20 protein-coding genes, 1 tRNA gene and 1 rRNA gene are annotated in these 23,531 nt (G+C 72.6%); 8 read left to right on the forward strand and 14 right to left on the reverse strand.

The features are described 5' to 3' along the window. Positions 1 to 6: 6 nt before the first annotated feature. The 8 genes from QQZ14_RS06185 to QQZ14_RS06220 all read right to left on the reverse strand — a co-directional run bounded on the left by QQZ14_RS06185 (position 7) and on the right by QQZ14_RS06220 (position 8,628). Positions 7 to 1,197: a zinc-dependent alcohol dehydrogenase gene (locus QQZ14_RS06185; protein ID WP_284533350.1), complete on the reverse strand. Its 1,191-nt coding sequence runs from the start codon at positions 1,195 to 1,197 to the stop codon at positions 7 to 9. Further along, entirely contained in the window at positions 1,194 to 3,563 is a 2,370-nt protein-coding gene (locus QQZ14_RS06190; RefSeq protein WP_284533370.1) for an HAD-IB family hydrolase, read from the reverse strand. The genes QQZ14_RS06185 and QQZ14_RS06190 overlap by 4 nt, the downstream gene beginning before the upstream one ends. Positions 3,564 to 3,641: 78 nt before the next feature. After that, complete coding sequence (locus QQZ14_RS06195; RefSeq protein ID WP_284533351.1) at positions 3,642 to 4,331, reverse strand: DNA alkylation repair protein; 690 nt, start codon at positions 4,329 to 4,331, stop codon at positions 3,642 to 3,644. 21 nt (positions 4,332 to 4,352) lie between these two features. Then, positions 4,353 to 5,519 carry a universal stress protein gene (locus tag QQZ14_RS06200; protein WP_284533352.1) on the reverse strand — a complete coding sequence of 389 codons (1,167 nt, stop codon included), beginning with the start codon at positions 5,517 to 5,519 and terminating at the stop codon, positions 4,353 to 4,355. Positions 5,520 to 5,644: 125 nt separating this feature from the next. Continuing rightward, positions 5,645 to 5,716, reverse strand: a tRNA-Val gene (locus tag QQZ14_RS06205). A 222-nt stretch (positions 5,717 to 5,938) separates the two neighbouring features. Next, positions 5,939 to 6,415 carry a peroxiredoxin gene (locus QQZ14_RS06210; RefSeq protein ID WP_284533353.1) on the reverse strand — a complete coding sequence of 159 codons (477 nt, stop codon included), beginning with the start codon at positions 6,413 to 6,415 and terminating at the stop codon, positions 5,939 to 5,941. Between the two features lie 58 nt (positions 6,416 to 6,473). Next, a complete protein-coding gene (locus QQZ14_RS06215; protein ID WP_284533354.1) occupies positions 6,474 to 8,093 on the reverse strand; it encodes an AMP-binding protein in 1,620 nt (539 codons plus the stop codon). Positions 8,094 to 8,184: 91 nt separating this feature from the next. Beyond that, positions 8,185 to 8,628, reverse strand: coding sequence for a DUF3052 domain-containing protein (locus QQZ14_RS06220; protein ID WP_284533355.1), 444 nt, complete (start codon positions 8,626 to 8,628; stop codon positions 8,185 to 8,187). Positions 8,629 to 8,813: 185 nt separating this feature from the next. Between QQZ14_RS06220 and aceE the strand changes: the two genes are divergently transcribed. Next, positions 8,814 to 11,597, forward strand: a complete 2,784-nt coding sequence (gene aceE / locus QQZ14_RS06225) for a pyruvate dehydrogenase (acetyl-transferring), homodimeric type (RefSeq protein ID WP_446740477.1) — start codon at positions 8,814 to 8,816, stop codon at positions 11,595 to 11,597. Positions 11,598 to 11,653: 56 nt separating this feature from the next. Here the strand turns inward: aceE and QQZ14_RS06230 are convergent, their stop codons facing one another. Then, the gene (locus tag QQZ14_RS06230; protein ID WP_284533356.1) at positions 11,654 to 12,598 is read right to left on the reverse strand and encodes an alpha/beta fold hydrolase; all 945 of its coding nucleotides are present in this window, start codon (positions 12,596 to 12,598) and stop codon (positions 11,654 to 11,656) included. A gap of 121 nt (positions 12,599 to 12,719) precedes the next feature. Between QQZ14_RS06230 and QQZ14_RS06235 the strand changes: the two genes are divergently transcribed. The 7 genes from QQZ14_RS06235 to QQZ14_RS06265 all read left to right on the forward strand — a co-directional run bounded on the left by QQZ14_RS06235 (position 12,720) and on the right by QQZ14_RS06265 (position 19,779). Beyond that, a complete protein-coding gene (locus tag QQZ14_RS06235; RefSeq protein WP_284533357.1) occupies positions 12,720 to 13,922 on the forward strand; it encodes a PucR family transcriptional regulator in 1,203 nt (400 codons plus the stop codon). Between the two features lie 91 nt (positions 13,923 to 14,013). Beyond that, positions 14,014 to 15,198 (forward strand): acyltransferase domain-containing protein, encoded by a 1,185-nt coding sequence (locus QQZ14_RS06240; RefSeq protein WP_284533358.1) that lies wholly within the window; start codon positions 14,014 to 14,016, stop codon positions 15,196 to 15,198. Continuing rightward, positions 15,198 to 16,199, forward strand: a complete 1,002-nt coding sequence (locus QQZ14_RS06245) for a beta-ketoacyl-ACP synthase III (RefSeq protein ID WP_284533359.1) — start codon at positions 15,198 to 15,200, stop codon at positions 16,197 to 16,199. Before QQZ14_RS06240 ends, QQZ14_RS06245 begins: the two co-directional genes overlap by 1 nt. A 58-nt stretch (positions 16,200 to 16,257) precedes the next feature. Continuing rightward, complete coding sequence (locus tag QQZ14_RS06250; RefSeq protein ID WP_011755445.1) at positions 16,258 to 16,503, forward strand: acyl carrier protein; 246 nt, start codon at positions 16,258 to 16,260, stop codon at positions 16,501 to 16,503. A gap of 41 nt (positions 16,504 to 16,544) precedes the next feature. After that, on the forward strand, positions 16,545 to 17,810 hold the full coding sequence (locus QQZ14_RS06255; protein WP_284533360.1) for a beta-ketoacyl-[acyl-carrier-protein] synthase family protein: 1,266 nt from the start codon (positions 16,545 to 16,547) through the stop codon (positions 17,808 to 17,810). A gap of 1 nt (position 17,811) precedes the next feature. Then, positions 17,812 to 19,254 carry an acyl-CoA carboxylase subunit beta gene (locus tag QQZ14_RS06260; RefSeq protein WP_284533361.1) on the forward strand — a complete coding sequence of 481 codons (1,443 nt, stop codon included), beginning with the start codon at positions 17,812 to 17,814 and terminating at the stop codon, positions 19,252 to 19,254. A gap of 42 nt (positions 19,255 to 19,296) precedes the next feature. After that, the gene (locus QQZ14_RS06265; protein WP_284533362.1) at positions 19,297 to 19,779 is read left to right on the forward strand and encodes a hypothetical protein; all 483 of its coding nucleotides are present in this window, start codon (positions 19,297 to 19,299) and stop codon (positions 19,777 to 19,779) included. Positions 19,780 to 19,898: 119 nt separating this feature from the next. On the opposite strand, the gene QQZ14_RS06270 is transcribed toward QQZ14_RS06265, so the two are convergent. The 5 genes from QQZ14_RS06270 to rrf form a co-directional block, all read right to left on the reverse strand. Continuing rightward, positions 19,899 to 20,417 carry a DUF3145 domain-containing protein gene (locus QQZ14_RS06270; RefSeq protein ID WP_284533363.1) on the reverse strand — a complete coding sequence of 173 codons (519 nt, stop codon included), beginning with the start codon at positions 20,415 to 20,417 and terminating at the stop codon, positions 19,899 to 19,901. 130 nt (positions 20,418 to 20,547) lie between these two features. Next, positions 20,548 to 21,480: an alpha/beta fold hydrolase gene (locus tag QQZ14_RS06275; RefSeq protein WP_284533364.1), complete on the reverse strand. Its 933-nt coding sequence runs from the start codon at positions 21,478 to 21,480 to the stop codon at positions 20,548 to 20,550. An 18-nt stretch (positions 21,481 to 21,498) separates the two neighbouring features. Continuing rightward, positions 21,499 to 22,305 carry a PP2C family protein-serine/threonine phosphatase gene (locus tag QQZ14_RS06280; protein WP_284533365.1) on the reverse strand — a complete coding sequence of 269 codons (807 nt, stop codon included), beginning with the start codon at positions 22,303 to 22,305 and terminating at the stop codon, positions 21,499 to 21,501. Positions 22,306 to 22,336: 31 nt separating this feature from the next. Beyond that, complete coding sequence (locus QQZ14_RS06285; protein ID WP_284533366.1) at positions 22,337 to 23,305, reverse strand: tetratricopeptide repeat protein; 969 nt, start codon at positions 23,303 to 23,305, stop codon at positions 22,337 to 22,339. Positions 23,306 to 23,406: 101 nt separating this feature from the next. Next, positions 23,407 to 23,523: ribosomal RNA gene (gene rrf / locus QQZ14_RS06290) — 5S ribosomal RNA — on the reverse strand. Between the last annotated feature and the right edge of the window lie 8 nt (positions 23,524 to 23,531).

Below are 23,531 nucleotides of genomic sequence, written 5' to 3' on the forward strand. Positions count from 1 at the left end.
CGTTCCTCACGACGTGCTGCCCGGTGAGAAGGCCACCTTGACCGTGCCGAGACGGCCGGCGGAGTGGGCGTGGTCGAGCGCCTCCCGCCAACGGTGCAGTGGGTAGGCGGCGACGGACTTGGCGAGCTGCTGGACGGCGCCGGTGGCGACCAGCTCGGTGGCGCGGGCGAACGCGTCGTCGGCGCGGGCCGACGCGTAGGTGCCGACGACCTCCAGCTCGCGGAACCACGCGGCGGACAGGTCGGCGGAGCCGGGCATCCCGGAGAGCACGACGCGGCCGCCGGCGCGGGTCGACTGCAGCGAGGTCTCGAGCGACTGCCGGCTGCCGACGGCGTCGATCGCGACGTCGACGCCGCCGAGGAGGTACGGCGAGGAGAGCTCCGGCTCGAGCTGGAACGCGCCCGTCGAGCGGCGTACGCGCCGCATCACCTCGCCCGGGGCGACCACCTCGGTCGCACCGAGCTCACGGGCCAGCTCGCGCTGGTGGGCGTGCTTGGCCACCACGATGATCTCGCCGGCGTCGGTGAGCTCGCGCAGCGCGAGCGTCGCGAACAGCCCGACCGAGCCGGCTCCGCTGACGAGCACCCGGTCCCCGCCACGGATCCCGGCCCGCAGCGCCGTGTGCACGGCACACGCCACGGGCTCGAGCAGGATCGCCTGCTCGTCGGAGAAGCCCTCCGGCACGGGGTGGAGCTGGCTGCGGTGGGCCACCAGCTGCTGGCCCCACCCGCCCCCGGTGTCGTGGCAGAAGCCGGTCTGGAGTCCGGGCGACAGGTGCCCGACGGTGATCCGCGCGCACCGGTTGGTCGCGCCACCGGCACAGGCGTCGCACGGCTCGACGCCGCGGGCCGCGCAGGCCAGCACCGGGTCGATCACGACGCGGGTGCCCGCGGGCAGGTCCTCGCAGTCGTCGACCAGCTCGGCGACCACCTCGTGGCCGGGCACGAACGGCAGCGACACGACCGCGGAGAAGTACAGGCTGGTGCGCCCCGAGAGCGCGCCGAGGTCGGAGCCGCAGATCCCCGACAGCCGGGTGCGCAAGCGTGCCCACCCGGGCCGCGCGACGCGCGGCTCCTCGATCGTGACCAGCCGCAGCGGCGCGGCGAACCCGGACAGCACCCCGGGCACCCGGCCGCCGATCGCGCGACCGGCCATGGTCCGCGAGACCGACCGGAACATCTCCAGCGCGAGCATCATCGGGCGTCCCCTGCCGGGTTGAGGGTGCGAGTGCTGGCGGTCGAGCTGGACCAGTCGACGATCGTCCAGCGGTGCTGGCGGGCGTGCCGGAACAGCGGCACGTCGGGCCGCACCGCGACCGGCCGGCCGACCGCCTCCAGCAACGGCAGGTCGGAGTGGGAGTCGGCGTAGCCGTACGACGCCGCCAGGTCGATCCCGTGGGCAGCGGCGTACTGGCGCATCCACGCAGCCCGCGACTCCCCCACGAGCGGCGAGGACGCCAGGTGCCCGGTGCACACGCCGCGCTCGTCCACCGCGAGCTCGGCGGCCTCGACGTGGTCGAACAGCGGCGCCAGCGGCCGGGTCAGCGGCCGGATCGCGCCGGTGATCAGCACCGTGTGGTGCCCGGCGGCGCGGTGCTCGCGGATCCGGCGCACGGCGTCGGGAGAGAGCCGGGCGAGCACGTGGTCGGTCAGGTGCGCGTCGGCCACCGCCTCGAGCTCGTCGAGGCGGGCGCCGGCGTACTCGCGGTAGACCGAGCGCAGGAACGCGCTGCGCTCGCGGCGCTCCGCGCGCACCAGGCCCGGCAGCCGCGCGGCCATCCGGCCGAGCTCGGTGAACCGCTCGGAGCCGGTCTGCTCCCGCAGCCGCAGCCACAGGTAGGTCTCGATCACGTTGGAGGACAGCAGCGTCCCGTCCATGTCGAAGAAGGCAGCTGCGCTGGGCAGAGGCGTCGAGGTCGCTTCGCTCCCCACACCCTCCGTTCCGACCGACCAAGCTCGCTCCGCTCGCGGTCGGTCGGGCTCCGCTGACGCGGAGCGGGGTTCGAGTGGCCTGAGGCCCAGGTCGGCGTTGCGCTTGCGGGCCCGCCGGGCCTCGTCCATCCGGCGCACCGGGGCGGTGACCGCCGGGCAGTGCACCTCGCGCAGGTAGTGCTCCCAGTCGACGACCGCGGTGTCGAACGCGAATCGCTCGCGGTCCTCGACCGAGAGCGACTGGTGGAGTGCCAGCGTGTGGGCGTCGGAGAATCGCAGCTCCGCCTGGGCGTACTCGTGGTAGAGGTCGAGGTAGCGCCGCAGGAACTGCAGCCGCCGCCCCTGCTGGTCCAGTTTGCGCGCGAGGTCGCGGGCCCGGTCGCTGCGCGGCGTCCGCCCGATGACGTAGTCGGCGACCTTGTGGGCGCGCTCGCTGGTCACCAGCAGCCGCTCGACCGACTGCGCACCGGGGAACCGCCAGTCGGGCAGCCGCGCCGCGCCCCGGTCGCCGGCCACGAAGGGGTGCTCGTCGAAGTAGGCGCGCACGTTGCCGTAGAGCTGGCGGAACGTCAGCGGGTTGCGGTCCCCCGAGGAGACGTGGAAGTACGCCGGCGCGCCCGCCTCCGGGGGATGGGCGAGCACGGCGACGATCGCGGCGACCACGTGGTCGACCGGCACGATGTCGACGATCGTGTCCGCGGCGGCCGGGAACTCCGGCAGCTCGCCGCGCCCGTAGGCGAGGATCAGCGGCTCGGCCATCTTGAAGCCCTCGATCCACCCGGGGTGCGGCTTCACCAGGGCGGACTCGATGATGCTGGGCCGCACGATCGAGACCCGCGCGGTGGCGCCGTGGGCCTCGACCACGCGCTCGCCGAGGGCCTTGGTGAACGTGTAGCAGTCGGTCCAGCCGAGGCTGCGCGCCCGCTCGGTGCCGACCCGCACCAGCTCGGCCTTGACCCAGTCCTTGCGTGCCGCCTCGGTCGCGCTCGCGGCGGTGAGCAGCCCGGCCCGGCTGTGCGCCTTCTCGGCCTTGCGGCGCTCGGGCTCGAGCACGTCGGTCCCCCGCGAGCGGTGCTCGATCTCGGTGCGCTGCGCCAGCCCCCACGCGAGCTCGGCCTCGAGGTCGACGTCGTGCTCGACCGCGCCCTCGGGGATCGAGCCGCGCCGGCGGCCGGCGACGTACGCCGTCGAGATGTGCACGTAGTGCACCCGGTGCTCGGGGTCGACCTCCTGGATCCGCCGGATCAGGTCCCGGGTGCCGACCACGTTGGTGCGGAAGCCCTCGTCGACCGGCGGGTCGAACGACACGTCGCCCGCGCAGTGCACGACGGCGTCCAGGCCGGCGGGCAGCGGCGGCACGTCGGCGAGGTCGCCCTCGAGCACGCCCACCCGGGCGGCCATCAGCGCCTCGACGCCGCCGGCGGACTCGACGACCGGCGCGAAGATCGGCTTGCCCAGCAGGGCCGCGGTCCGGCTCGCGGCGCTGGTCGAGCCCTTGGGCCGGACCAGCACGGTCACCCGCACCCCGGGCACCTCGGCGAGCAGGAGCTGCAGGAGTGCCTCGCCCACGAACCCCGTGACGCCCGTGAGCAGGACGTGCCGTCCCGAGAGTCGATCGGCCACCGATGCCATCGTCACCCATCGGATTGTGCCATTGCCCACATGTCGCCTGCGTCACAGGTGCACGTCCGGCGGATGTCACCGGCGATGTCAGAGGTGCTTGGTGGCCTCACGGCGCGACAGCGGCGAGAGCCGGGCGTCGAGGCGCTCGACCTCCGCGCGCACCCAGGCCGGATCGGTGCGGGCAAGGTCGCGCAGCGCCCACCCGATGGCCTTCCGCAGCCAGAAGGACCCGTCGGCGAGGTTGGCCTCGACCGCGACCCGCAGCAGGTCCCGGTCGACGTCCTCGCGCGCCCCGACCTGGCAGAGCACAGCGGTACGCCGCACCCACAGGTGCTCGTCGGTGGCCCAGGCCCGCACCACCGGGGCGACGGCCGCCCGGTCGGCCCGCAACGCGGCGCCGACGAGGTGGACGGCCACCACGTCGACCACGTCCCACCAGGCCCCGGTGACTGCGAGGTGACGGGACAGGTCCAGCGAGCCGGCGTCCAGCCACCGCGCGGCCCGGCGGTGCCGGGCGACGGCGAGCGCGGCGTACCACTCCTCGCGGTGCTCCGCGCCGTCCCACAGCGCCCGCACGGTTGCCTCCCACGACTCGCGATCGCCCGGATCGTAGGCCTTGAGCAGCGGTCGGAGCAGCGCGGTCAGCTCCGGCGAGGACACCCCGCGGTAGGGCATCGCGGACTTCATGTACCGCTGCTGGTCAACGGCCCGCTGTGCATCGCCCGCGTCGGCGAGCACCGTGCGGATCGCGTCGACGAGCTGGAGATCGGGTCCCACCGGGCCAGGCTATTGCCGGGATCAGGGCCAGGAGCGGGTGGCGCCGGCACGCACGAGCAGCTCCGCGACCTCGCGGGTCTGCCACGGCTTCGCGGCGGTGGATCCCCAGCCCCGCAGGGCGCTGAGCGCGGCCTCGGCGAGCAGGTCGGTGTTCATCGTGACCGAGCGGATCTCGGCGACCGCCTGGTCGAGCGGGATGCCGAGGTGCACGAGCCGCTGCGCACAGCCGTGCAGCCGCGCGACCGTCACCCGGAGCGCGTCGGCGTCCGGCTCGATCCGGTCCTCGAGCGGCAGCACCACCGTGACGCACTGGACCTCCTCGGGGGAGGAGGTGTCGATCAGCTCGGCCAGTCGGCGGGCGTGCCGGGCGCCGACGACGAGCAGGTCCGCCTGCTGCCGCGCGCGCCCCAGCCACTGGTCGATCGCGGCGTCCTCCACGACGAGGCGCACGTCGACGCCGGGCCAGCGCGAGCGCATGTCACGGACCAGGTCGCTGAGCAGCAGCCGCTCGAAGCCGAGCAGCGACGGCCCGAGGCTGGCCTCCATCCGCGCGGTGGCGTCCATCAGGCCGATGTCGCGCGGGAAGGGGTCCGGCGGCGGGTCGGGCAGGCAGTGCACGACGGTCAGCGCGATGCCACGCCGGTCGGCCTGACCCCAGGCGTAGGCGAGGATCGACTGCGACTCGGGCGACCCGTCGACCAGCACGACCACGCCGACGCCGGGGGTACGCCGCAGCCGCGGCACCACCACCGGGCAGCCCGCGCGCGCCTTGACGAAGCCCAGCGCCGAGGACATCAGCGAGTCCTCCTCGGCCATCGCGGACCGCGAGCCCACGACGAGCATGGCCGCGTCGGCGGACAGGTCCAGGAGGGCCTGGTGCGGGTCGATCAGGCGCAGCACGTGGTGCACCTCGACCGCCGGCGCGACCCGGTCGACCTCGGCCTGTGCCGCATCGAGCACCTCGCGGCCGGTCGCGGTCGTGGCGTCGATGACGTCGCGGAAGTCGATGGTCTGGAAGTCGACCCACGACGAGAGCGCCGCGCCCACCCCGTGCACCAGCGTCAGGGGCGTCTCCTCGTGGACGGCCTCCTGGATCGCCCAGGCCAGGGCCTCCGCCGCGGCAGGGGTCTGGTCCACGCCCACGACGATGGTCCCGCCGGGGACCGTCTCGTTCGTGATGGCTGCCACCTCCCTGTGCGCCTCGCCGCGTCATCCTGACGTGGTTCTCTTCGGCGGTTCGCAGCCGGTCCTTAACGGTCGTCTGGACGGGTCGGACGGAGCTCGGGCAGCCCGCAGCGCAGCAGGACGTGAGGTGGGCGCAGAGGGGATCGAACCCCCGACCACCTCCTTGTAAGGGAGGTGCTCTACCGCTGAGCTATACGCCCGACACACCCCCGACGACCGCGGGAGCGGGGCACACACTACGCAACGAAGCGGCCCGAAATGAAGTTGAACCGCAGGCGTCTCGGGTCACCTGCGGTTCAACAAGGACAACTTTAGAGGGGCCGTTCAAGCGGTGTCGCGGGATCCCGCGATTTCCACGGGATTTCAACCGGAACGGTCTAGACCGGAGTCTGGAACCGGCTCAGCCGAGACTCGGAACGGCCTCAGACGACCGCGACCAGGTGCTTGAGGTGCTCGTCGAGGTCCCGCCCGTCGGGCATCGCGTTGTGCACCGACCAGCGGACCCGCCCGTCGCGGTCGATGACGTACGACGAGCGCCGCGGGCAGCCCTTGACCTCGTCGAAGACCTCGTAGGCGCGGGACACCGCACCGTGCGGCCAGAAGTCGGAGAGCAGCGGGAAGTTCAGCCCGTCCTGGTCGGCGAACGCCCGCAGCGAGTAGACGGGGTCGCAGGAGATCCCGAGCACCTCGGTCTCGAAGGTCAGGAACTCCGCGAGCCGGTCGCGGATGCCGGCCATCTCGCCGGTGCACACGCCGGAGAACGCGAAGGGGTAGAAGAAGATCGCGACCGCCTTGCGGCCGCGGAACGAGGACAGCGTCACGTCCTGCCCGAACTGGTCGCGCAGCGTGAAGTCAGGGGCCAGACCGCCGAGCTCGAGTCCGGTCGCTGAGGTGGTCATGGCGCCATCCTCGCACCCGGCGGGGACAGCGCCTCATCCGGCCGCCACGCCACCGGGGTCAGTCGGTGTCGAGGTCGCGCTTGAGCACCTTGCCGGTGGCGTTGCGGGGCAGCTCGTCGAGGAACACGATGTCGCGCGGGACCTTGAAGCGGGCCAGGTTGTCCTTGACCCAGTCCTTCAGCTCCGCGTCGGGGACCTCGCGGCTGACGACGACGAACGCCCGCAGCCGCTTGCCGAAGTCGGGGTCGTCCACGCCGACGGCAGCGACCTCGGCGACGGCCTCGTGCCGCATCAGGCAGTCCTCGACCTCCTTGGGGAACACGTTCTCCCCACCCGAGACGATCATCTCGTCGTCGCGTCCCTCGACGTGCAGCCGGCCGTCCTCGTCGAAGCGCCCCACGTCACCGGTCGACATCAGCCCGTCGACGACCTCCTTGTGGCCGCCGCCGGTGTAGCCCTCGAAGAGCAGCCCGTTGCCGACGAAGATCCGCCCGGTCTCCCCCGGCGGCAGCTCGCGGCCGTCCGGGTCGAGGATCTTCACGATCGTCGCGTGCGGCGGCTTGCCGGCCGCCGTCGGCGCCTCGCGCAGGTCCTGCGGCGTCGCGATCGAGGCGTAGGCGACCTCGGTCGATCCGTAGATGTTGTAGAGGTTGTCGCCGAAGTGGTCCATCCAGTTGAGGGCGAGGTCACCGGGCAGCGCCGACCCCGAGGACGCGACCACCCGCACGCGGGAGAGGTCGTACGCCGTCAGCGTCTGCTCCGGCAGCGCCATGATCCGCTGCAGCATCACCGGGATCACCACCAGCGAGTCGCAGCGCTCGTCCTGGGTGACCCGCAGACAGGTCTCGGGGTCGAAGCGGCGCCGCAGCACGACGGTCGAGCCGAGCAGCATCGACAGCGCCAGGTGGGCGAAGCCCCAGGTGTGGAACAGCGGCGCGGCGATGTGCGTGCGCCAGCCGTAGCGCAGCGGCATCCGCGACAGCAGCGAGACCGCGGCGTCGATGCCGGCCTCGCTGCGCGGTGCGCCCTTGGGGGTGCCGGTGGTGCCGGAGGTGAGGATCACGATCCGGCCGTGACGTCCGGGCGCCGGGAGGTCGCCGCCGCCCTGGCCGGCGATCAACGACTCCAGCGTCGGGTCGTCCGGGCTGGAGCCGGGGTCGGTCCAGGCCAGCACCGACGTACCGACGTGGGCCTTGGCGAGCATCTCGCTGAACTCGTCGTCGTGCACGACCAGCACCGGCCGCTCCCGCTCGAGCACCTCGACGAGCTGCGGCCCGGCGAACGCGGTGTTGAGGTAGAGGATGTCGGCGCCGAGCTTGGCGGTGGCGATGCTGGCGTCGACGAAGCCGCGGTGGTTGCGGCACATGAGCGCGACGCTGTCCCCCTCGCCGACGCCCAGCTCGGCGAAGGCCCGGGCGAGCGCGTTGGAGCGGCGGTGCATCTCCGCGAACGTCAGGGAGCCCAGCTCGTCGACCAGCGCGGTGCGGCGCGGGTCGAGCAGGGCGGCCGCGGTGAACCCGCCCGCCGGGCCGGTCCCCCAGTCCTTGAGGACCTTCGCGGCCCGGGCGAGCGCCACCGGGCTGTGCGGCCGGATGACCCCCGCCTCCCCCAGCACCTTGACGGTGGTGCCGGTCGCGGAGGCGCCGGCGAGGGCCTTCTGGAGCACAGACTGGAGCACGAGCACTTCCTGACGGTCGGACGGGTCGGGACGACGCCCGGTGCAACGACCGGCTGGCCCGTTGGTCTCGGGGCCGGTCGGGTGACCCGACTTACGCCGGTGTCTTCGGCGCCATCAACCGGGTCGCGGACCAGTCCTTGCTCACCGCGGCGGTGGTCGTCTGCGCGAGCCCGGCGATCGGCGCGGCCTCGGTGATGTCGGCAGGGTCGACGGCGTTGGGCCGTCCCACCTTGGGGGTGAGCAGCCAGATGGCGCCACCTCCCACGAGGTCGGTCAGCGCGTCGACGAGAGCGTCGACGAGGTCGCCGTCCTCGTCCCGCCACCAGAGCAGGACCGCGTCGACGACGTTGCCGTAGTCGCCGTCGACCATGTCGGCGTCGATCCGATCCTCGATCGCGGCACGCAGCTCGTCGTCGGAGTCGCTGTCCCAGCCCAGCTCCTGAACGACCATGCCGGCCTTCAGGCCCAGGCGGTCGGCCGGTCCTGTCGCAGGTCCGTCTGTCTGGGTGGACCCGCCACCCGGGGTCGAGCTCAAGTGCTGCCTCCATGTCTCACGGTCGCCTCAGGTCGGACGAACTGAGGAGTAGTCCACAGGAGTTTGTGTGCGGGACGCAACCCGTGTCCACAGGAGTCCCCGGCGAGGACGCCCCCAGCAGACCACACGGTGGCACTACCGATGGGTAAATTCGTCCGTCCCCAGGCGCGTGCGACGATGGGCTCGTGACCGAAGAACTCACCCCCACTTCTGGCACGGACAAGCGGAGCGGCGTGATCCCGACCGTCATCCACGAAGGTCTGCCGACCCAGCTGCCCGACATCGACCCCGACGAGACCCACGACTGGCTCGACTCGTTCGACTCCCTCGTCGGTGAACGCGGGCGGGAGCGTGCCCGCTACGTGATGCTCCGCCTGCTGGAGCGGGCCCGCGAGATGCAGGTCGGCGTGCCCGCCCTGCGCAGCACCGACTACATCAACACGATCCCGCCCGAGCGCGAGCCCTGGTTTCCCGGCGACGAGGAGACCGAGCGCCGCATCCGGGCGTTCATCCGCTGGAACGCCGCGGTCATGGTCTCCAGCGCGAACCGCAAGGGCCTCGAGGTCGGCGGGCACATCGCGACCTACCAGTCCTCGGCGAGCCTCTACGAGGTCGGGTTCAACCACTTCTTCCGCGGCAAGGACCACCCTGGCGGCGGCGACCAGGTGTACATCCAGGGACACGCCTCCCCCGGCATGTACGCCCGGGCCTACCTCGAGGGCCGGCTGACCGAGGAGCAGCTCTACCGGTTCCGCCAGGAGGTCCAGCACGGCCCGCACGCCGGCCTGTCGTCGTACCCCCACCCCCGGCTGATGCCGGAGTTCTGGGAGTTCCCGACGGTCTCGATGGGCCTGACCTCGCTCAACTCGATCTACCAGGCGCGGTTCAACCGCTACCTGCACAACCGTGGTCTCAAGGACACCAGCGACCAGCGCGTCTGGGCGTTCCTCGGTGACGGCGAGATGGGCGAGCCCGAGTCGCTCGGCGCGATCCGCGTCGCGGCCCGCGAGGAGCTCGACAACCTCGTGTGGGTCGTCAACTGCAACCTGCAGCAGCTCGACGGGCCGGTGACCGGCAACGGCAAGATCATCCAGGAGCTGGAGGCCAACTTCCGCGGCGCCGGCTGGAACGTCATCAAGGTCGTGTGGGGCCGCGAGTGGGACCAGCTGCTGGCGCGCGACGTCGACGGCGTCCTGGTCAACCGGATGAACTCCACCCCCGACGGCGACTTCCAGACCTACTCGGTCGAGACCGGCGACTACATCCGGGAGAGCTTCTTCGGCGCCGACCCGCGGTTGCGCAAGATGGTCGAGCACATGAGCGACGACCAGATCCGCAAGCTGCCGCGCGGCGGCCACGACTACCGCAAGGTGTACGCCGCGTTCGACGCCGCCACCAAGCACGTCGGGCAGCCGACGGTGATCCTGGCCAAGACCGTCAAGGGCTGGACGATCGACGCCCTCGAGGGCAAGAACGCCACGCACCAGATGAAGAAGCTGACCCAGGACGACCTCAAGAAGTTCCGGGACCGCCTCTACCTGCCGATCTCCGACCGCGACCTCGAGCGCGCCTACGAGGAGACCGGCGCCGCGCCGTTCTTCCACCCGGGCGAGAACTCCCCCGAGATCGAGTACATGCTCGAGCGCCGTCGCCAGCTCGGCGGGTCGCTGCCCAAGCGGGTGCTGCGCGCCAAGCCGCTCACGCTGCCGGGCGACGAGATGTACACCGAGCTCAAGAAGGGGTCCGGCAAGCACACCATCGCCACGACGATGGCCGTGGTCCGGCTGCTCAAGGACTGGATGAAGGACCCGGAGATCGGCAAGCGCATCGTGCCGATCGCCCCCGACGAGTACCGCACGTTCGGCATGGACGCGATGTTCCCGAGCGCGAAGGTCTACAACCCGGGCGGTCAGCAGTACGCCTCGGTCGACCGGAAACTGTTGCTCTCCTACAAGGAGTCGGCGCAGGGCCAGATGCTCCACGAGGGCATCTCCGAGGCCGGCGCCGTCGCCTCGGCGACCGCCGCGGGCTCGGCGTACGCCACCCACGGCGAGCACATGATCCCGTTCTACATCTTCTACTCGATGTTCGGGTTCCAGCGCACCGGCGACTCGATCTGGGCGATGACCGACCAGCTCGCCCGCGGCTTCCTCATCGGCGCCACGGCGGGACGGACCACGCTGACCGGCGAGGGCCTCCAACACGCCGACGGCCACTCCCCGCTGCTCGCGGCGACCAACCCCGGCGTCGTCCACTACGACCCGGCGTTCGCCTACGAGATCGGGCACATCATGCGCTCAGGTCTGCAGCGGATGTACGGCGAGGACGCCGAGGACGTCGTCTTCTACCTGACCGTCTACAACGAGCCGGTGCACCAGCCGGCCGAGCCGGAGGACGTCGACGTCGACGGCATCCTGCGCGGCATCCACCACGTCGAGGCCGGCGAGGGCGGGGGCCCCCGGGTCCAGCTCCTCGCCTCGGGCGTCGGCTTCCCGTGGGTGAAGGAGGCGCAGCGCCTGCTCCGCGAGGACTGGGGCGTGAGCGCCGACACCTGGTCGGTGACCTCGTGGAACGAGCTGGCCCGCGACGGCGCCGCCGCGGAGGAGTGGAACCTGCTCCACCCGGGCGAGCGGCCGCGCACGCCGTACGTCACGGACAAGCTGCAGGCGGTCGAGGGCCCGGTCGTGGCCGTGTCGGACTACATGCGCGCCGTGCCGCTGCAGATCGCCCGCTGGGTGCCGCGGGACTACCGGGTGCTCGGCGCCGACGGTTACGGCTTCGCCGACACCCGCCCGGCCGCCCGGCGCTTCTTCCACATCGACGCGCAGTCCGTCGTCGTCCAGGCGCTGCAGGCGCTCGCGGACGCCGGCCAGGTCGACCGCTCGAAGGTCGAGGAGGCGTTCTCGAAGTACCGCATCGACGACCCCACGGCCGTCGCCGGCGTCAAGCAGGAGGGCGGGGACGCGTAAGCGCTCACCGCATCCACGTTGACCCGCCCGAAACTTTCGGGCGGGTCAACGCCATTTCAGGCCGTGTCGGAGGAGACCGCGCGCAGCCGGGGCGCGTTGCCGCCGGACTTGAGCAGCGCCCGGAACCGGGCCCGGGAGTACGTCGCCGGCTCGGTCGAGCGGATGAAGTCCTGCACGATCCGGGCGAACCGGTGCGGGTGGTCCTTGTGCGGGAAGTGCCCGGCGTCGGGGATCACCTCGACGCGAGCGTTGGGCGCGAGCGCGGCGGCGTTGTTGGCGTGCCGGACCGGGATCACCCGGTCGTCGCGCCCCCACACCACCCACATCGGCATCTCCTCGGTCAGGTAGGCCCGGTCGGCCATCGTCACGATCTGGCCGCGCCAGTCGACGACGGCGCGGACCACGTGCCGGATCGCGTGCCGGGCCTGGGGGTCCTTGAAGGTGTCGTAGATGTCGGCGACCTCGTCGAGGTCGTGGGTGAGCTTCCACCCCGACCGGGACGCCGCACGGAGCCCGGCCACGCCCAGGTGGCGTACGCCGGGCAGCGTGAGCACCCCCATCACCTGGTGGAACCCCGGCGTGCTGATCGCCCGGATGCCCGGCGACACCTCAGGGCCGAGCCCGCCGGAGGCGACGAGCATCAGCCGCTCGGTGCGCTCGGGGAACTGGTAGGCGAACTGCATCGCGACGCCGCCGCCGAAGCTGTGCCCGATCACGGTCACCTTGTCGATGCCGAGCACGGTCAGCAGGTCACGCATGCCGTTGGCGTAGCCGCCCAGCGTGTAGTCGGCCCGCGGCTTGTCCGACTGCCCGTGCCCGAGCAGGTCGGGCGCGATCACCGTGTAGCGGCGACCCAGCGCCTCGATCACCGGGTCCCAGGTCGTGTGGTCGCAGCCGAGACCGTGCAGCAGCAGCACCACCGGCCCGCTCCCGGTCTTCACGTACGCCCTGCGGTGACCGTGGATGGTCACGAACTGGACGTCGTTCGCCCTGCTGACCACGTCGCCTCCCCAGGTCGGCTGTAGGCCGCGATTCAACCATGCCGACCCGGGCGACGGGAGGGCGAACACCTTGATTTACCGGGGTTTTACGTCCGTCAACGGGGTCCACTAGCCTCGACAGGTGACTCCACGGCAGGCCGTCGGCCCGCACCGACGGGCCGCCGACGCACTCCAGCGCGCGACCGGCGCGCTCAGCACCGCTGCGACCGCCCGCATGGAGCAGGACATGCCGTGGTTCCGCGAGCTGAGCGCCCAGGACCGCTCCTGGGTCGGCATGATCGTGCAGGCCGGCATCCGCGGGTTCGTCGACTGGTACCGCCAGTCCGGCGACCGGCCCGCGCCCGGGTCCAACGAGATGGTGGCCTCGGTGTTCGGGGCGGCGCCGCGGGCGCTCGCCGGGGTGATCGACCTGCAGCAGACGGTAGGTCTGGTGCGCCTCTCCATCGAGGTCGTGGAGGCCAACGTCGACCAGCTGCTCGAGCCCGAGGACGCCGCCGACGTCCGGGCCGCGGTGCTGCGCTACGCCCGCGAGGTCGCGTTCGCGACCGCCGAGGTCTACGCCCGGGCAGCGGAGCTGCGCGGCGCCTGGGACGCCCGGCTGGAGGCGCTGGTCGTGGACGCGGTGCTCCGGTCCGAGGCCGACGAGGCGCTGCTGTCGCGCGCGAGTGCGCTGGGCTGGGCGGCGCGCGGCGACGTCGCGGTGGTCCTGGGGAGCGTGCCCAGTGCGCGCAGCGAGTCCGACACCTTCGACGAGGTACGCCGGGTGGCGCGGACCGCCGGGATGGACGCGCTGTGCGCGGTCCAGGGCGACCGGCTGGTCGTCCTCCTCGGCGGGGTCACCGACCCGCGCGAGGCCGCGGCGGCCGTCAGCGACCTGTTCGGCGCCGGGCCGGTGGTGGTCGGCCCGGTCGCCGCCGACCTGGCGCAGGCGCACGTGTCGGCCCGCGCCGCGCTGTCGGCGCACCGGGCCGCGGTCGGCTGGCCCGAGGCACCCCGACCGGTGCGCAGCGCCGACCTGCTCCCGGAGCGGGCCCTGGCGGGCGACGGCCACGCCCGCCGGCACCTGGTCGACGAGGTCTACCTCCCCCTGGTGCACGCCCGCGGCACGCTGATCGAGACGGTGGCGGCGTACTTCCAGCACGGCTCGTCGATCGAGGCGACCGGCCGGGCGCTCTTCGTGCACCCGAACACGGTGCGCTACCGCCTGCGCCAGGTCGCCGAGCTGACCGGCTGCTCGCCGGGCGATCCGCGCGATGCGTTCACCCTCGAGATCGCCCTCGTGCTCGGCCGGCAGTCGGGCCGCGGAGGAGCACCCACCACCTGAGCGTGCTTTGTGGGAACCCCACAAAGGATCGCCGGTCGATTGGTGCGGGCCTGAGGCGAGGTTCGGCCCGCCTTCCCGGCACAGTGGACGGGTGCTCGTCATCGTCGCTCCCGGTCAGGGTGCCCAGACCCCCGGCTTCCTCCGGCCGTGGCTCGAGGACCCCACGTTCGCCTCCCGCTTCGGCTGGCTCGCGACGGTCGCCGACCTCGACCTCGCCCACTACGGCACCGAGGCCGACGCCGACACCATCCGCGACACCAGGATCGCCCAGCCGCTGCTGGTCGCGACCGGCCTGGTCGCGGCCCTCGAGCTGTTCCCCCACCCGGCCGACGCGTTCGAGCAGGTCGGCGCGGTCGCGGGCCACAGCGTGGGTGAGATCGCGGCGGCCGCGGGCGCCCGGGTGATCACCGCCGAGCAGGCGATGGTCCTGGTCCGCGAGCGCGGCAACGCGATGGCGCAGGCCGCCGCGGTGACCCCGACCGGCATGACCGCCGTGCTCGGTGGCGACCGCGACGAGGTGCTGGCCGCGCTGGACAAGCACGGCCTGACCCCCGCCAACGACAACGGCCCCGGGCAGATCGTCGCCGCCGGCACCCGCGAGCAGCTGGACGCGCTCGCCGCGGAGCCGCCCGCCAAGGCCCGCCTGATGCCGCTCAGCGTCGCCGGCGCCTTCCACACCCACCACATGGAGCCGGCGGTCGGCCACCTCGCCGCGCTGGCCCGGTCGGTGTCCGTGCACGACCCGCGCACCCGGCTGATCTCCAACCGCGACGGCACCGTCGTCCACGACGGCCAGGAGGTGCTCGCCCGGATCGTCGGCCAGATCGCCAGCCCGGTCCGCTGGGACCTCTGCCTGGAGACGATGGAGGACCTGGGCGTCACCGGCATCCTGGAGATGCCGCCCGCCGGCACGCTCACCGGCATCGCCAAGCGTGCGCTCCGCGGAGTCGAGACGTTCGCGCTCAAGACCCCCGACCAGCTCGACGACGCGCGCGCGTTCTGCGCCAAGCACGGCGAGTCCTCGGGCATGGACACCAGCCCCACCTGGCGGATGGTCGTGTCGCCCGCGAAGGGCACCTTCCACCAGTCCGGCGAGGCCTCCGCGACGGAGGTGCTCGAGCCCGGCACCGCGATCGGCGAGGTGGCGAGCCTGCGCGACCGCACCAGCATCACCGCGCCGCACGGCGGCACGGTCGTCGAGTGGCTCGTCGAGGACGGCGACCTGGTCTCACCCGGCCAGCCACTGCTGCGTCTGCACCCTGAGGGAGGAGCCTGATGGCCACGATCGAGCAGGCCCAGGGGGCCCGGCACGCCGGGATCCTCGGCATCGGTTCCTACCGTCCCTCGCGGGTGATCCCCAACTCCGAGGTCGTCGACGCGATCGACTCCAGCGACGAGTGGATCCAGCAGCGCTCCGGCATCAAGCAGCGCCGCTGGGCGACCCCGGAGGAGACCGTGCAGGTGATGTCGGTGGCGGCGGCCCGCAAGGCCCTCGACCGCGCCGGTGTCGACCCCCGGCAGATCGACTGCGTGATCGTCGCGACGGTCACCCACATGATCCAGACGCCCGCGATCGCCACCGCGATCGCCTACGAGCTCGGCACCGACCAGGCTGCGGCGTTCGACATCTCCGCCGCGTGCGCGGGCTTCTGCCACGGCATCGCGATGGCCGCTGACATGATCCGCGGCGGCAGCGCAGGTCACGTCCTCGTGATCGGCGTGGAGCGGCTCTCCGACCTCACCGACGTCGGCGACCGCGGTACGGCGTTCATCTTCGCCGACGGCGCCGGTGCCGCGGTCGTGGGTCCCACCGACTCACCCGGCATCGGGCCGGTCGTCTGGGGCTCCGACGGCGAGCAGTTCGAGCTGATCCGGCAGCGCGAGGACTGGCGCGACGTGATCGCCAGCGACCACCCCGAGATGCCCCACCTGGTCATGCAGGGCAACGCCGTCTTCCGCTGGGCGTCATACTCCATGGCCAAGATCGGCCAGCTCGCCCTCGACCGGGCCGGCATCGGCATCGACGACCTCGACGTCTTCGTGCCCCACCAGGCCAACATGCGCATCACCGACGCGATGGCCCGCGCGATGAAGATCCCCGAGCGGGTCAAGATCGCCCGCGACATCGCCGAGCAGGGCAACACGTCCGCGGCGTCGATCCCGCTCGCCCTCGACCGGATGATCGAGGAGGGCGACGCGCGCAGCGGCGACACGGCCCTCATGATCGCCTTCGGTGCCGGCCTCGCGTACGCCGCACAGGTCGTCATCGTCCCGTAGTCCCGCACCACGGTTCAGCACCACTGCTCATCACCCCTCCACCGAAAGGCACCACCTGATGGCTACGACCGAAGAGATCCGCGCCGACCTCGCCGACATCGTCAACGAGGTCGCCGGCATCGACGCCGACGACGTCCAGCTCGACAAGTCCTTCGTCGACGACCTGGACGTGGACTCGCTGTCCATGGTCGAGGTGGTCGTCGCGGCCGAGGAGAAGTTCGGCGTCTCGATCCCCGACGACGAGGTCAAGAACCTCAAGACCGTCGGCGACGCCGTCGCCTTCATCGAGCGCGCCCAGGCCTGAGCCACCCCGACCGGTTGTCGTCGAGACACCCAAGGAGCAGCATGTCTTCCAAGCGAGTCGTCGTCACCGGCCTCGGGGTCACCTCCCCGGTCGGGGGTGACGTAGCCAGCACGTGGGACGCCCTCATCAACGGGCGCTCCGGCGTGCGGCACCTGACCGACGACTGGGTCGAGGCGATGCCGGTCAAGATCGCCGGCCGCATCGCCGTCGAGCCCACCGAGGTCCTCGAGCGGGTCAAGGCCCGCCGGCTCGACCGGTCCTCGCAGTTCGCGATGGTCGCCGCCATGCAGGCGTGGGCCGACGCGGGACTCGAGGGCGCCGTCCAGGAGGGCGGGCTCGACGGCGACCGGGTCGGCGTCGCGATGGCCTCGGGCATCGGCGGCGTCACCACGCTGCTCGACAACTACGACGCGCTGCTGGAGAAGGGGCCCCGCCGGGTCTCCCCCCTGGCCGTGCCGATGCTGATGCCCAACGCCCCGGCGGCCAACATCAGCCTGTACGCCGGGGCACGGGCGGCGGTCAACACGCCCGTCTCGGCCTGCGCCTCGGGCAACGAGGCGATCGCGCTCGCGCTCGACCAGATCCGGCTCGGCCGCGCCGACGTCGTCCTGGCCGGCGGCACCGAGGCGGCGATCCACCCGCTGCCGATGGCGGCGTTCGCCAACATGATGGCGCTGTCCAAGACCGCCAGCGGACCGGAGGGCGGAGACCCCACGACCGTCTCCCGTCCCTGGGACACCGCCCGCGACGGGTTCGTGCTCGGCGAGGGTGCGGGCGTCCTGGTCCTGGAGTCCGAGGAGCACGCGCTGGCCCGCGGCGCCCGCATCTACGCGACCGTCCTCGGGGCCGGCATCACCGCCGACTCCCACGACATCGCCCAGCCCGACCCGGCGGGGCGCGGCGGCAGCCGAGCCATCCTCCGCGCCCTTGCGGAGGCGGAGATCAGCCCGAACGACATCGCGCACATCAACGCGCACGCGACCTCCACCCCGCAGGGCGACATCGCCGAGGGGCTGATGATCCACGCGACGCTCGGCGCCCACGCCGGCGACGTCGTGGTCACCAGCACCAAGTCGATGACCGGCCACCTGCTGGGCGGTGCCGGCGCTCTCGAGTCGGTCGCCACCGTGCTGGCGCTGCACCACCGCGTCTCGCCACCGACGATCAACCTCGACGACCTCGACCCGCAGGTCGAGCTCGACATCGCCACCAAGGCCCGCGACCTCCCTCTCGGGGACATCGCGGCGCTCAACAACTCCTTCGGGTTCGGCGGCGCCAACGTCGCCGTCGCCTTCGGAAGCGTGTGAGATGACCGCCACCGCCACCCCGAGCCCGGCCAAGCCGGCCAAGCTGCCGCGCGAGCAGGACCCGCGCAACCCGGTCCACCGGCTCACCGCACTCCTCGACGAGGGCACGCTCGAGCTGATCACCCCCGACGACGACTCCGGCATGCTCGCCGCGGTCGGCCATGTCGGCGGCACTCCCGTCGTCGCCTTCTGCTCCGACGCGACCGTCATGGGCGGCGCGATGGGCGACGTCGGCTGCCGCGTGGTCGTCGACGCCTACCACCGGGCGATGACCGACCGGGTGCCGATCATCGGCCTGTGGCACTCCGGTGGGGCCCGCCTCGCCGAGGGTGTGCTCTCGCTGCACGCCGTCGGCCGGATCTTCCAGGTGATGACCCAGGCCTCGGGCAAGATCCCGCAGATCTCCGTGGTGCTCGGCCCGGCGGCCGGCGGGGCGGCGTACGGCCCGGCCCTCACCGACGTGGTGATCCTCGGACCCGAGGGCCGGATCTTCGTGACCGGCCCCGACGTGGTGCGCTCGGTGACCGGCGAGGACGTCGACATGCTGCGCCTCGGCGGTCCTGAGCCGCACGGGCGCCGCTCGGGCGTCGTCCATATCCTCGCCGAGACCGAGCGCGACGCGCTCGACCGCGCCCGCGACGTCGCCTGCCTGCTCGGCGCGCAGGGCGCGCTGTCGGTCGCCGACGTCGAGGACCGCGACCTGGCCGCGATGCTGCCCGAGTCCAAGAAGCGCGCCTACGACGTCCACCCGCTCGTCGAGTCCGTGCTCGACGAGGGCACCATGCAGGAGCTGCACGCCCGGTGGGCGCCCAACATCGTCACCGCCCTGGGCCGCCTCGGCGGCCGCACCGTCGGGGTCGTCGCCAACAACCCGCTGCGCCTCGGCGGCTGCCTCGACTCGCTCTCGGCGGAGAAGGCCTCGCGGTTCGTGCGGATGTGCGACGCGTTCGGGGTGCCCCTCGTCGTGCTCGTCGACGTCCCGGGCTACCTGCCCGGCGTGGGCCAGGAGTGGGACGGCGTGGTCCGCCGCGGCGCGAAGCTCCTCCACGCGTTCGGGGAGTGCGTGGTCCCCCGCGTGACGCTGGTGACCCGCAAGACGTACGGCGGCGCCTACATCGCCATGAACGCGCGCTCGCTCGGCGCCACCAAGGTGTTCGCCTGGCCCGGCGCCGAGGTCGCGGTGATGGGCGCGGTCGCCGCGATCCGCGTCCTGCACCGGCGCCGGCTCGCCGAGGTCGCGCCGGACATCCGGCCCCAGGTCGAGGCCGAGCTGGCCGCCGAGCACGAGCGGATCGCCGGCGGCGTGGAGCGCGCGGTCGAGATCGGCGTGGTCGACGAGGTCGTCGAGCCTGCGGTCACCCGCAGCGCGCTCGCGCGCGCGATCCACGACGCCGTGCAGACCGACGGTGTCCGCCGGGGCGCCCACGGCAACATCCCGCTCTGATCCCTCCCGTAACGGCTCGGCCGTTCCCGCGTTGGACCTTGCATGACGTCCGTCACACGCACGGGAACGCTCCTCGCCGTCGCCACGGTGGCTGCGGGCGTGCTCACGGCCGTCCCTGCGCTGGCCGAACCGCCCTCCGACCCGGTCTCGGGGCTGGTCGGCGGGCTGCTCGGTCAGCAGCAGCACCACGAGCGTCGGGACCGCTCCGACTACGGCCGCACCCATGCCGACGACGGCATCCTGCGCTCGGGGTGTCGCAACTACCCCTACCGCTACGTCGTCACCACGCCCACGCGTGACTGGACGCTCGAGACCTTCCTCGACGACCGCACCGGCGAGACGATCGCGTCGGGCACGTACTCATCCGACGCCGACCCGATGCGCGACCGCGTGCACTTCCGGTTCTGCCGCTACTCCACCTACGCCGGCCGGTTCACGATCCGCGCGAAGGTGCAGTGGTGGGACGACGCGGGTGTCCACAAGGGCTGGCTGGAGCCGTCGCACTTCCGGCTCCGCCGGCCGTAGGCGCTCCAGACCGCTGCGGGACTGGGTCTCGACCCGCCGTCGCGGCTTCGCAAGCTCAGCCGCGGGCTCGCTCGACCTCTTCGGGTTGCTCGCCCGCTCGTTCCTCGCGGGCAAGCACCTCAGACCACCTGGTGCAGCCAGCGGACCGGGGCGCCCTCGCCGGCGTGCCGGAACGTCTCGAGCTCGTCGTCCCAGGGCTTGCCCAGCAGCTTGTCGATCTCGGTGAGCAGCGTGGTGTCGCCGAGCGCCGCCTTGACCACCGCGGCCTTGAGCCGGTCCTCGGGGATCATGATGTCGCCGTGCAGCCCGGTGACGGCGTGGAAGACGCCCAGCTCGGGGGTGAAGGAGTAGCGCGCGCCCTCGGTGCCCGCGGTGGGCTCCTCGGTGATCTCGAAGCGCAGGTGGTTCCAGCCGCGCAGCGCGGATGCCACGGACGCTGCCGACCCGGCCTCACCGGACCAGGAGAGCTCCGCGCGGTAGGTGCCCGACTGCGCCGGCTGCGGCGTCCAGTCCAGGCTCACGGGCACGCCGAGGACACCGCTGACGGCCCACTCGATGTGCGGGCACAGCGCGGACGGCGCCGAGTGGACGTACAGGACGCCTCGCGTCGCGGCGCGGGTGGCAGTGCGTGCGGTCACCGTGACCCTCCTTCATCTCCGGCGCGAGGTGCGCCTTCCCCAGCGAGCTCGCAGGAGATGAACGAGGTGAGAGTGACATGCGTGTAGTTGTGGGCACCATTGTGGCCCATGGGACGCGCAAACGCCAGCGTCAGCGCTTGACCGCCCGCCCGGTCCCCCGCGCTCGGTGCGGGCCGAGGTCGAGCAGCGTGTCGATGACGTCCTCGGCGATGCCGAGCCCGCCGAGGTGACTCTCGCCGTCGATCACCGACATCGTCGCGTCCGGGAGCCGGTCGACCACGTGCTGGCCGTGCCGGAACGGCACGATGTGGTCGGCGTCGCCGTGCCACCACCGCACCGGCACCCGCACGTCGGCCGCGTCGAACCCCCAGTCCCGGGTGAACAGGATCAGGTCGGCCAGCGGCGCCGAGGTCTGGAACCTGCTGCCGTTGAGCAGGTCGTCGAGGAACATCGCCTTGAACTCCGGACGGGACAGCAGGTTCTTGTCCCCCGGTGGCTGGAGCGAGGCGTAGAGGTCGAGCGCCGGTCCGGCCAGCGGCCGGACCAGCCGGATGGTCTGGGTGAGCGTCACGCCGAGCGGGAGGCGGGCCAGGGTGAGCAGCGGGGCGGCGTGGACGGCGAGCTGGATGATGCCGCCCTCCGCGGCGTCGGGCCCGCGGGTCGGCGCGACCCCGCCCAGGATCCCGATGCCGTGGACCCGGTCGGGCAGCGCGGCCCCGGCGGCCAGGGCATACGGAGCACCGCCGGAGAGCCCGATCAGCCGGACGGTGTCGATGGCGAGCGTCTCCAGGAACAGCTCGAGGTCGTGGGTCCAGTCGAGGATGTCGGGGTAGAGGTACGGCGTCGAGGACCCGATGCCGGGCCGGTCGATGCCGATGATGCGGACGCCGCGCCGGTCGGCGTACTCACGCGCCTCGAGAGGGATCTGGCGCCGGGCGCCGGGCGTCCCGTGCATCCAGATGATGGCCGGCCCACGCCGGGGCCCGTACTCCGCGAAGCTGAGCCGGCGGTCGTCGCGCACCGCTACGGTGCCCTCGAGAGCCGGCCTCCTGACGTTCCCCACGCCGAGGAGTGTCGCACGTCACCGTCCGGTGCGGACGGCTCCCGGGTCGACGATGTTGGAGATGTCGCGGACCGCGCCGAGCAGCTGGCCGTCGCCCACGACCATCGGTCCGTCGACCACGTCCAGCACGACGGCGGTGACGTTGTCGCGGCCGCCGGCCGCCAGAGCGGCGCGGGTCAGCACCGCTGCCGCGGAGTGGGGGTCGTCGAGCGTCACGAGCTCGGCGATCGCGGACTCGGGCACCAGGTCGGAGAGCCCGTCGCTGCACAGCAGCAGCCGGTCCCCCGGCACCACCGCGAGCGGCAGCAGGTCGACGCCCTCGTGCACGGGGTCGCCGTCGAGCGAGCGCAGCACCACGTTGCGCCACGGGTGCCGCGAGACCTCCTCGGCCCGGAGGTGGCCGGCCGCCACCAGCCGCTGCACGTAGGTGTGATCGGTCGTCAGCCGGGTCAGGGCCCCGTCGCGGCTGAGGTAGGCACGGGAGTCGCCGATGTGGGCGAGCACCGCCCGGCGCCCGTCGCAGGCGACGGCCGTCAGCGTGGTCGCCATGCCCAGCCGACCGAGGTCTTCCTGGATGCCGCGCCGGATGCTCGTGCGCGCGGCCTCGATCCCGTCGAGGAGCAGCGCCTCGGGCTCATCGCCCATCCGGGCCAGGACGGTCGCCGACACGGCGTACGCCGCGGTCGCGGAGGCCACCTCGCCCGCCGCGGCTCCGCCGACACCGTCGGCGACCACGGCGACGTAGGGACCCACGAACGCGGAGTCCTCGTTGTCGGAGCGCACCAAGCCCACGTCACTGACGCCGGCACCCGAGAATCGCAGCATCGTGATGGCCTCCTCCAAAGTGCGGTGGAGTCTAGCCGAGCTTCTTCTCGAGGGCCTCCGCCCGCTCGTCGGCGTCGGTGAGCTGCTCGCTGTCGATGGCGTGCGTGCGGTGGAACCAGGCCAGCGCATCCTGGTCGCGACCGGCGGCCTCGAGGGTGTCCGCGTAGGCGTAGCGGAGCCGGACCACCCACGAGGAGCGGCTCTTCGACGCCAGCGGCGCGAGCTCCAGGGTGCGGAGGGCGGCGTCGAGCTGCCCGAGGTCGCGCCGGGCGCCGGCCTCGACGATGGTCATCTCGGCCTTCGCCTCAGGCGCGAAGTTGGCGACCGACGGGCTCTTGGCGAGCTTGAGGGCCTCCTGCGGCTTGCCGAGTGCGCGGTGGCAGTCGGCCATGATCGGCAGGTAGGCGGTGGCACCGTTCATCCGCTTCGCCGCCCGCAGCTCGGCGAGGGCCTCGGCGTAGTGCCCGGCGGCGTAGGCCGCCTCGCCCGCGGCCTCGCGCACCACTGCGAGCCGGGGGGCGCGGGCGCGCGCCGCGAGCGTGTGCTGGTAGGCGGTCTCCGGGTCGGAGTCCACGAGCACGCCGGCGGCGGCCAGGTGTCGGGCGATGCGCGCGGCGAGCTTCTCCGGCAGGCCCTTGAGCTGCGCAGCCACCGAGCGGTCGAGCTCGGCGCCGGTGATCTCGGCGGGGATCTCCGGGCCGTCGTAGCGGGCTTGCTCGGCAGTGCGGTCCTCCCGCTTGTCCGCGGGTCGCTTCCAGTCGTTCTTGCGTCCGGGTCGATCGCCCTGCTTGGCGGGGCGGGCGCCGGAGGTGCGCCGCTCCTTGCGCTCGCCGCTCGTGCCGCGCTCGGACTCCGGGCTCCAGCGCTGCCCGCGCTCGGAGGACTTCGCGGACGACGGTCGGCCCTGACCTGCGGGGCGCTTGCCGGTCGGCTTGCCCGTGGACTTGCCCGCGGGCTTCCCACCGCCCTGGGGCCTCTGGGTACGACGCTGCTCGGCCACGACTCCTGCTCCTGCTCCTGCGCCGCCGTGCGGCGCTGCGTGATGAAACGATGGGGAAATGCACGTAGGGGCCACCTGACGGTGGCCCCTACGGAGTGTATGTCCGGCGGCGTCCTACTCTCCCACAGCCTCTCGGTTGCAGTACCATCGGCGCTGAAAGGCTTAACTTCCGGGTTCGGGATGGGACCGGGTGTTTCCCTTTCGCTATGGCCGCCGTAACTCTTGC

This window comes from Nocardioides sp. T2.26MG-1, from assembly GCF_950101795.1.
In the GTDB taxonomy this organism is placed as follows: domain Bacteria; phylum Actinomycetota; class Actinomycetes; order Propionibacteriales; family Nocardioidaceae; genus Nocardioides.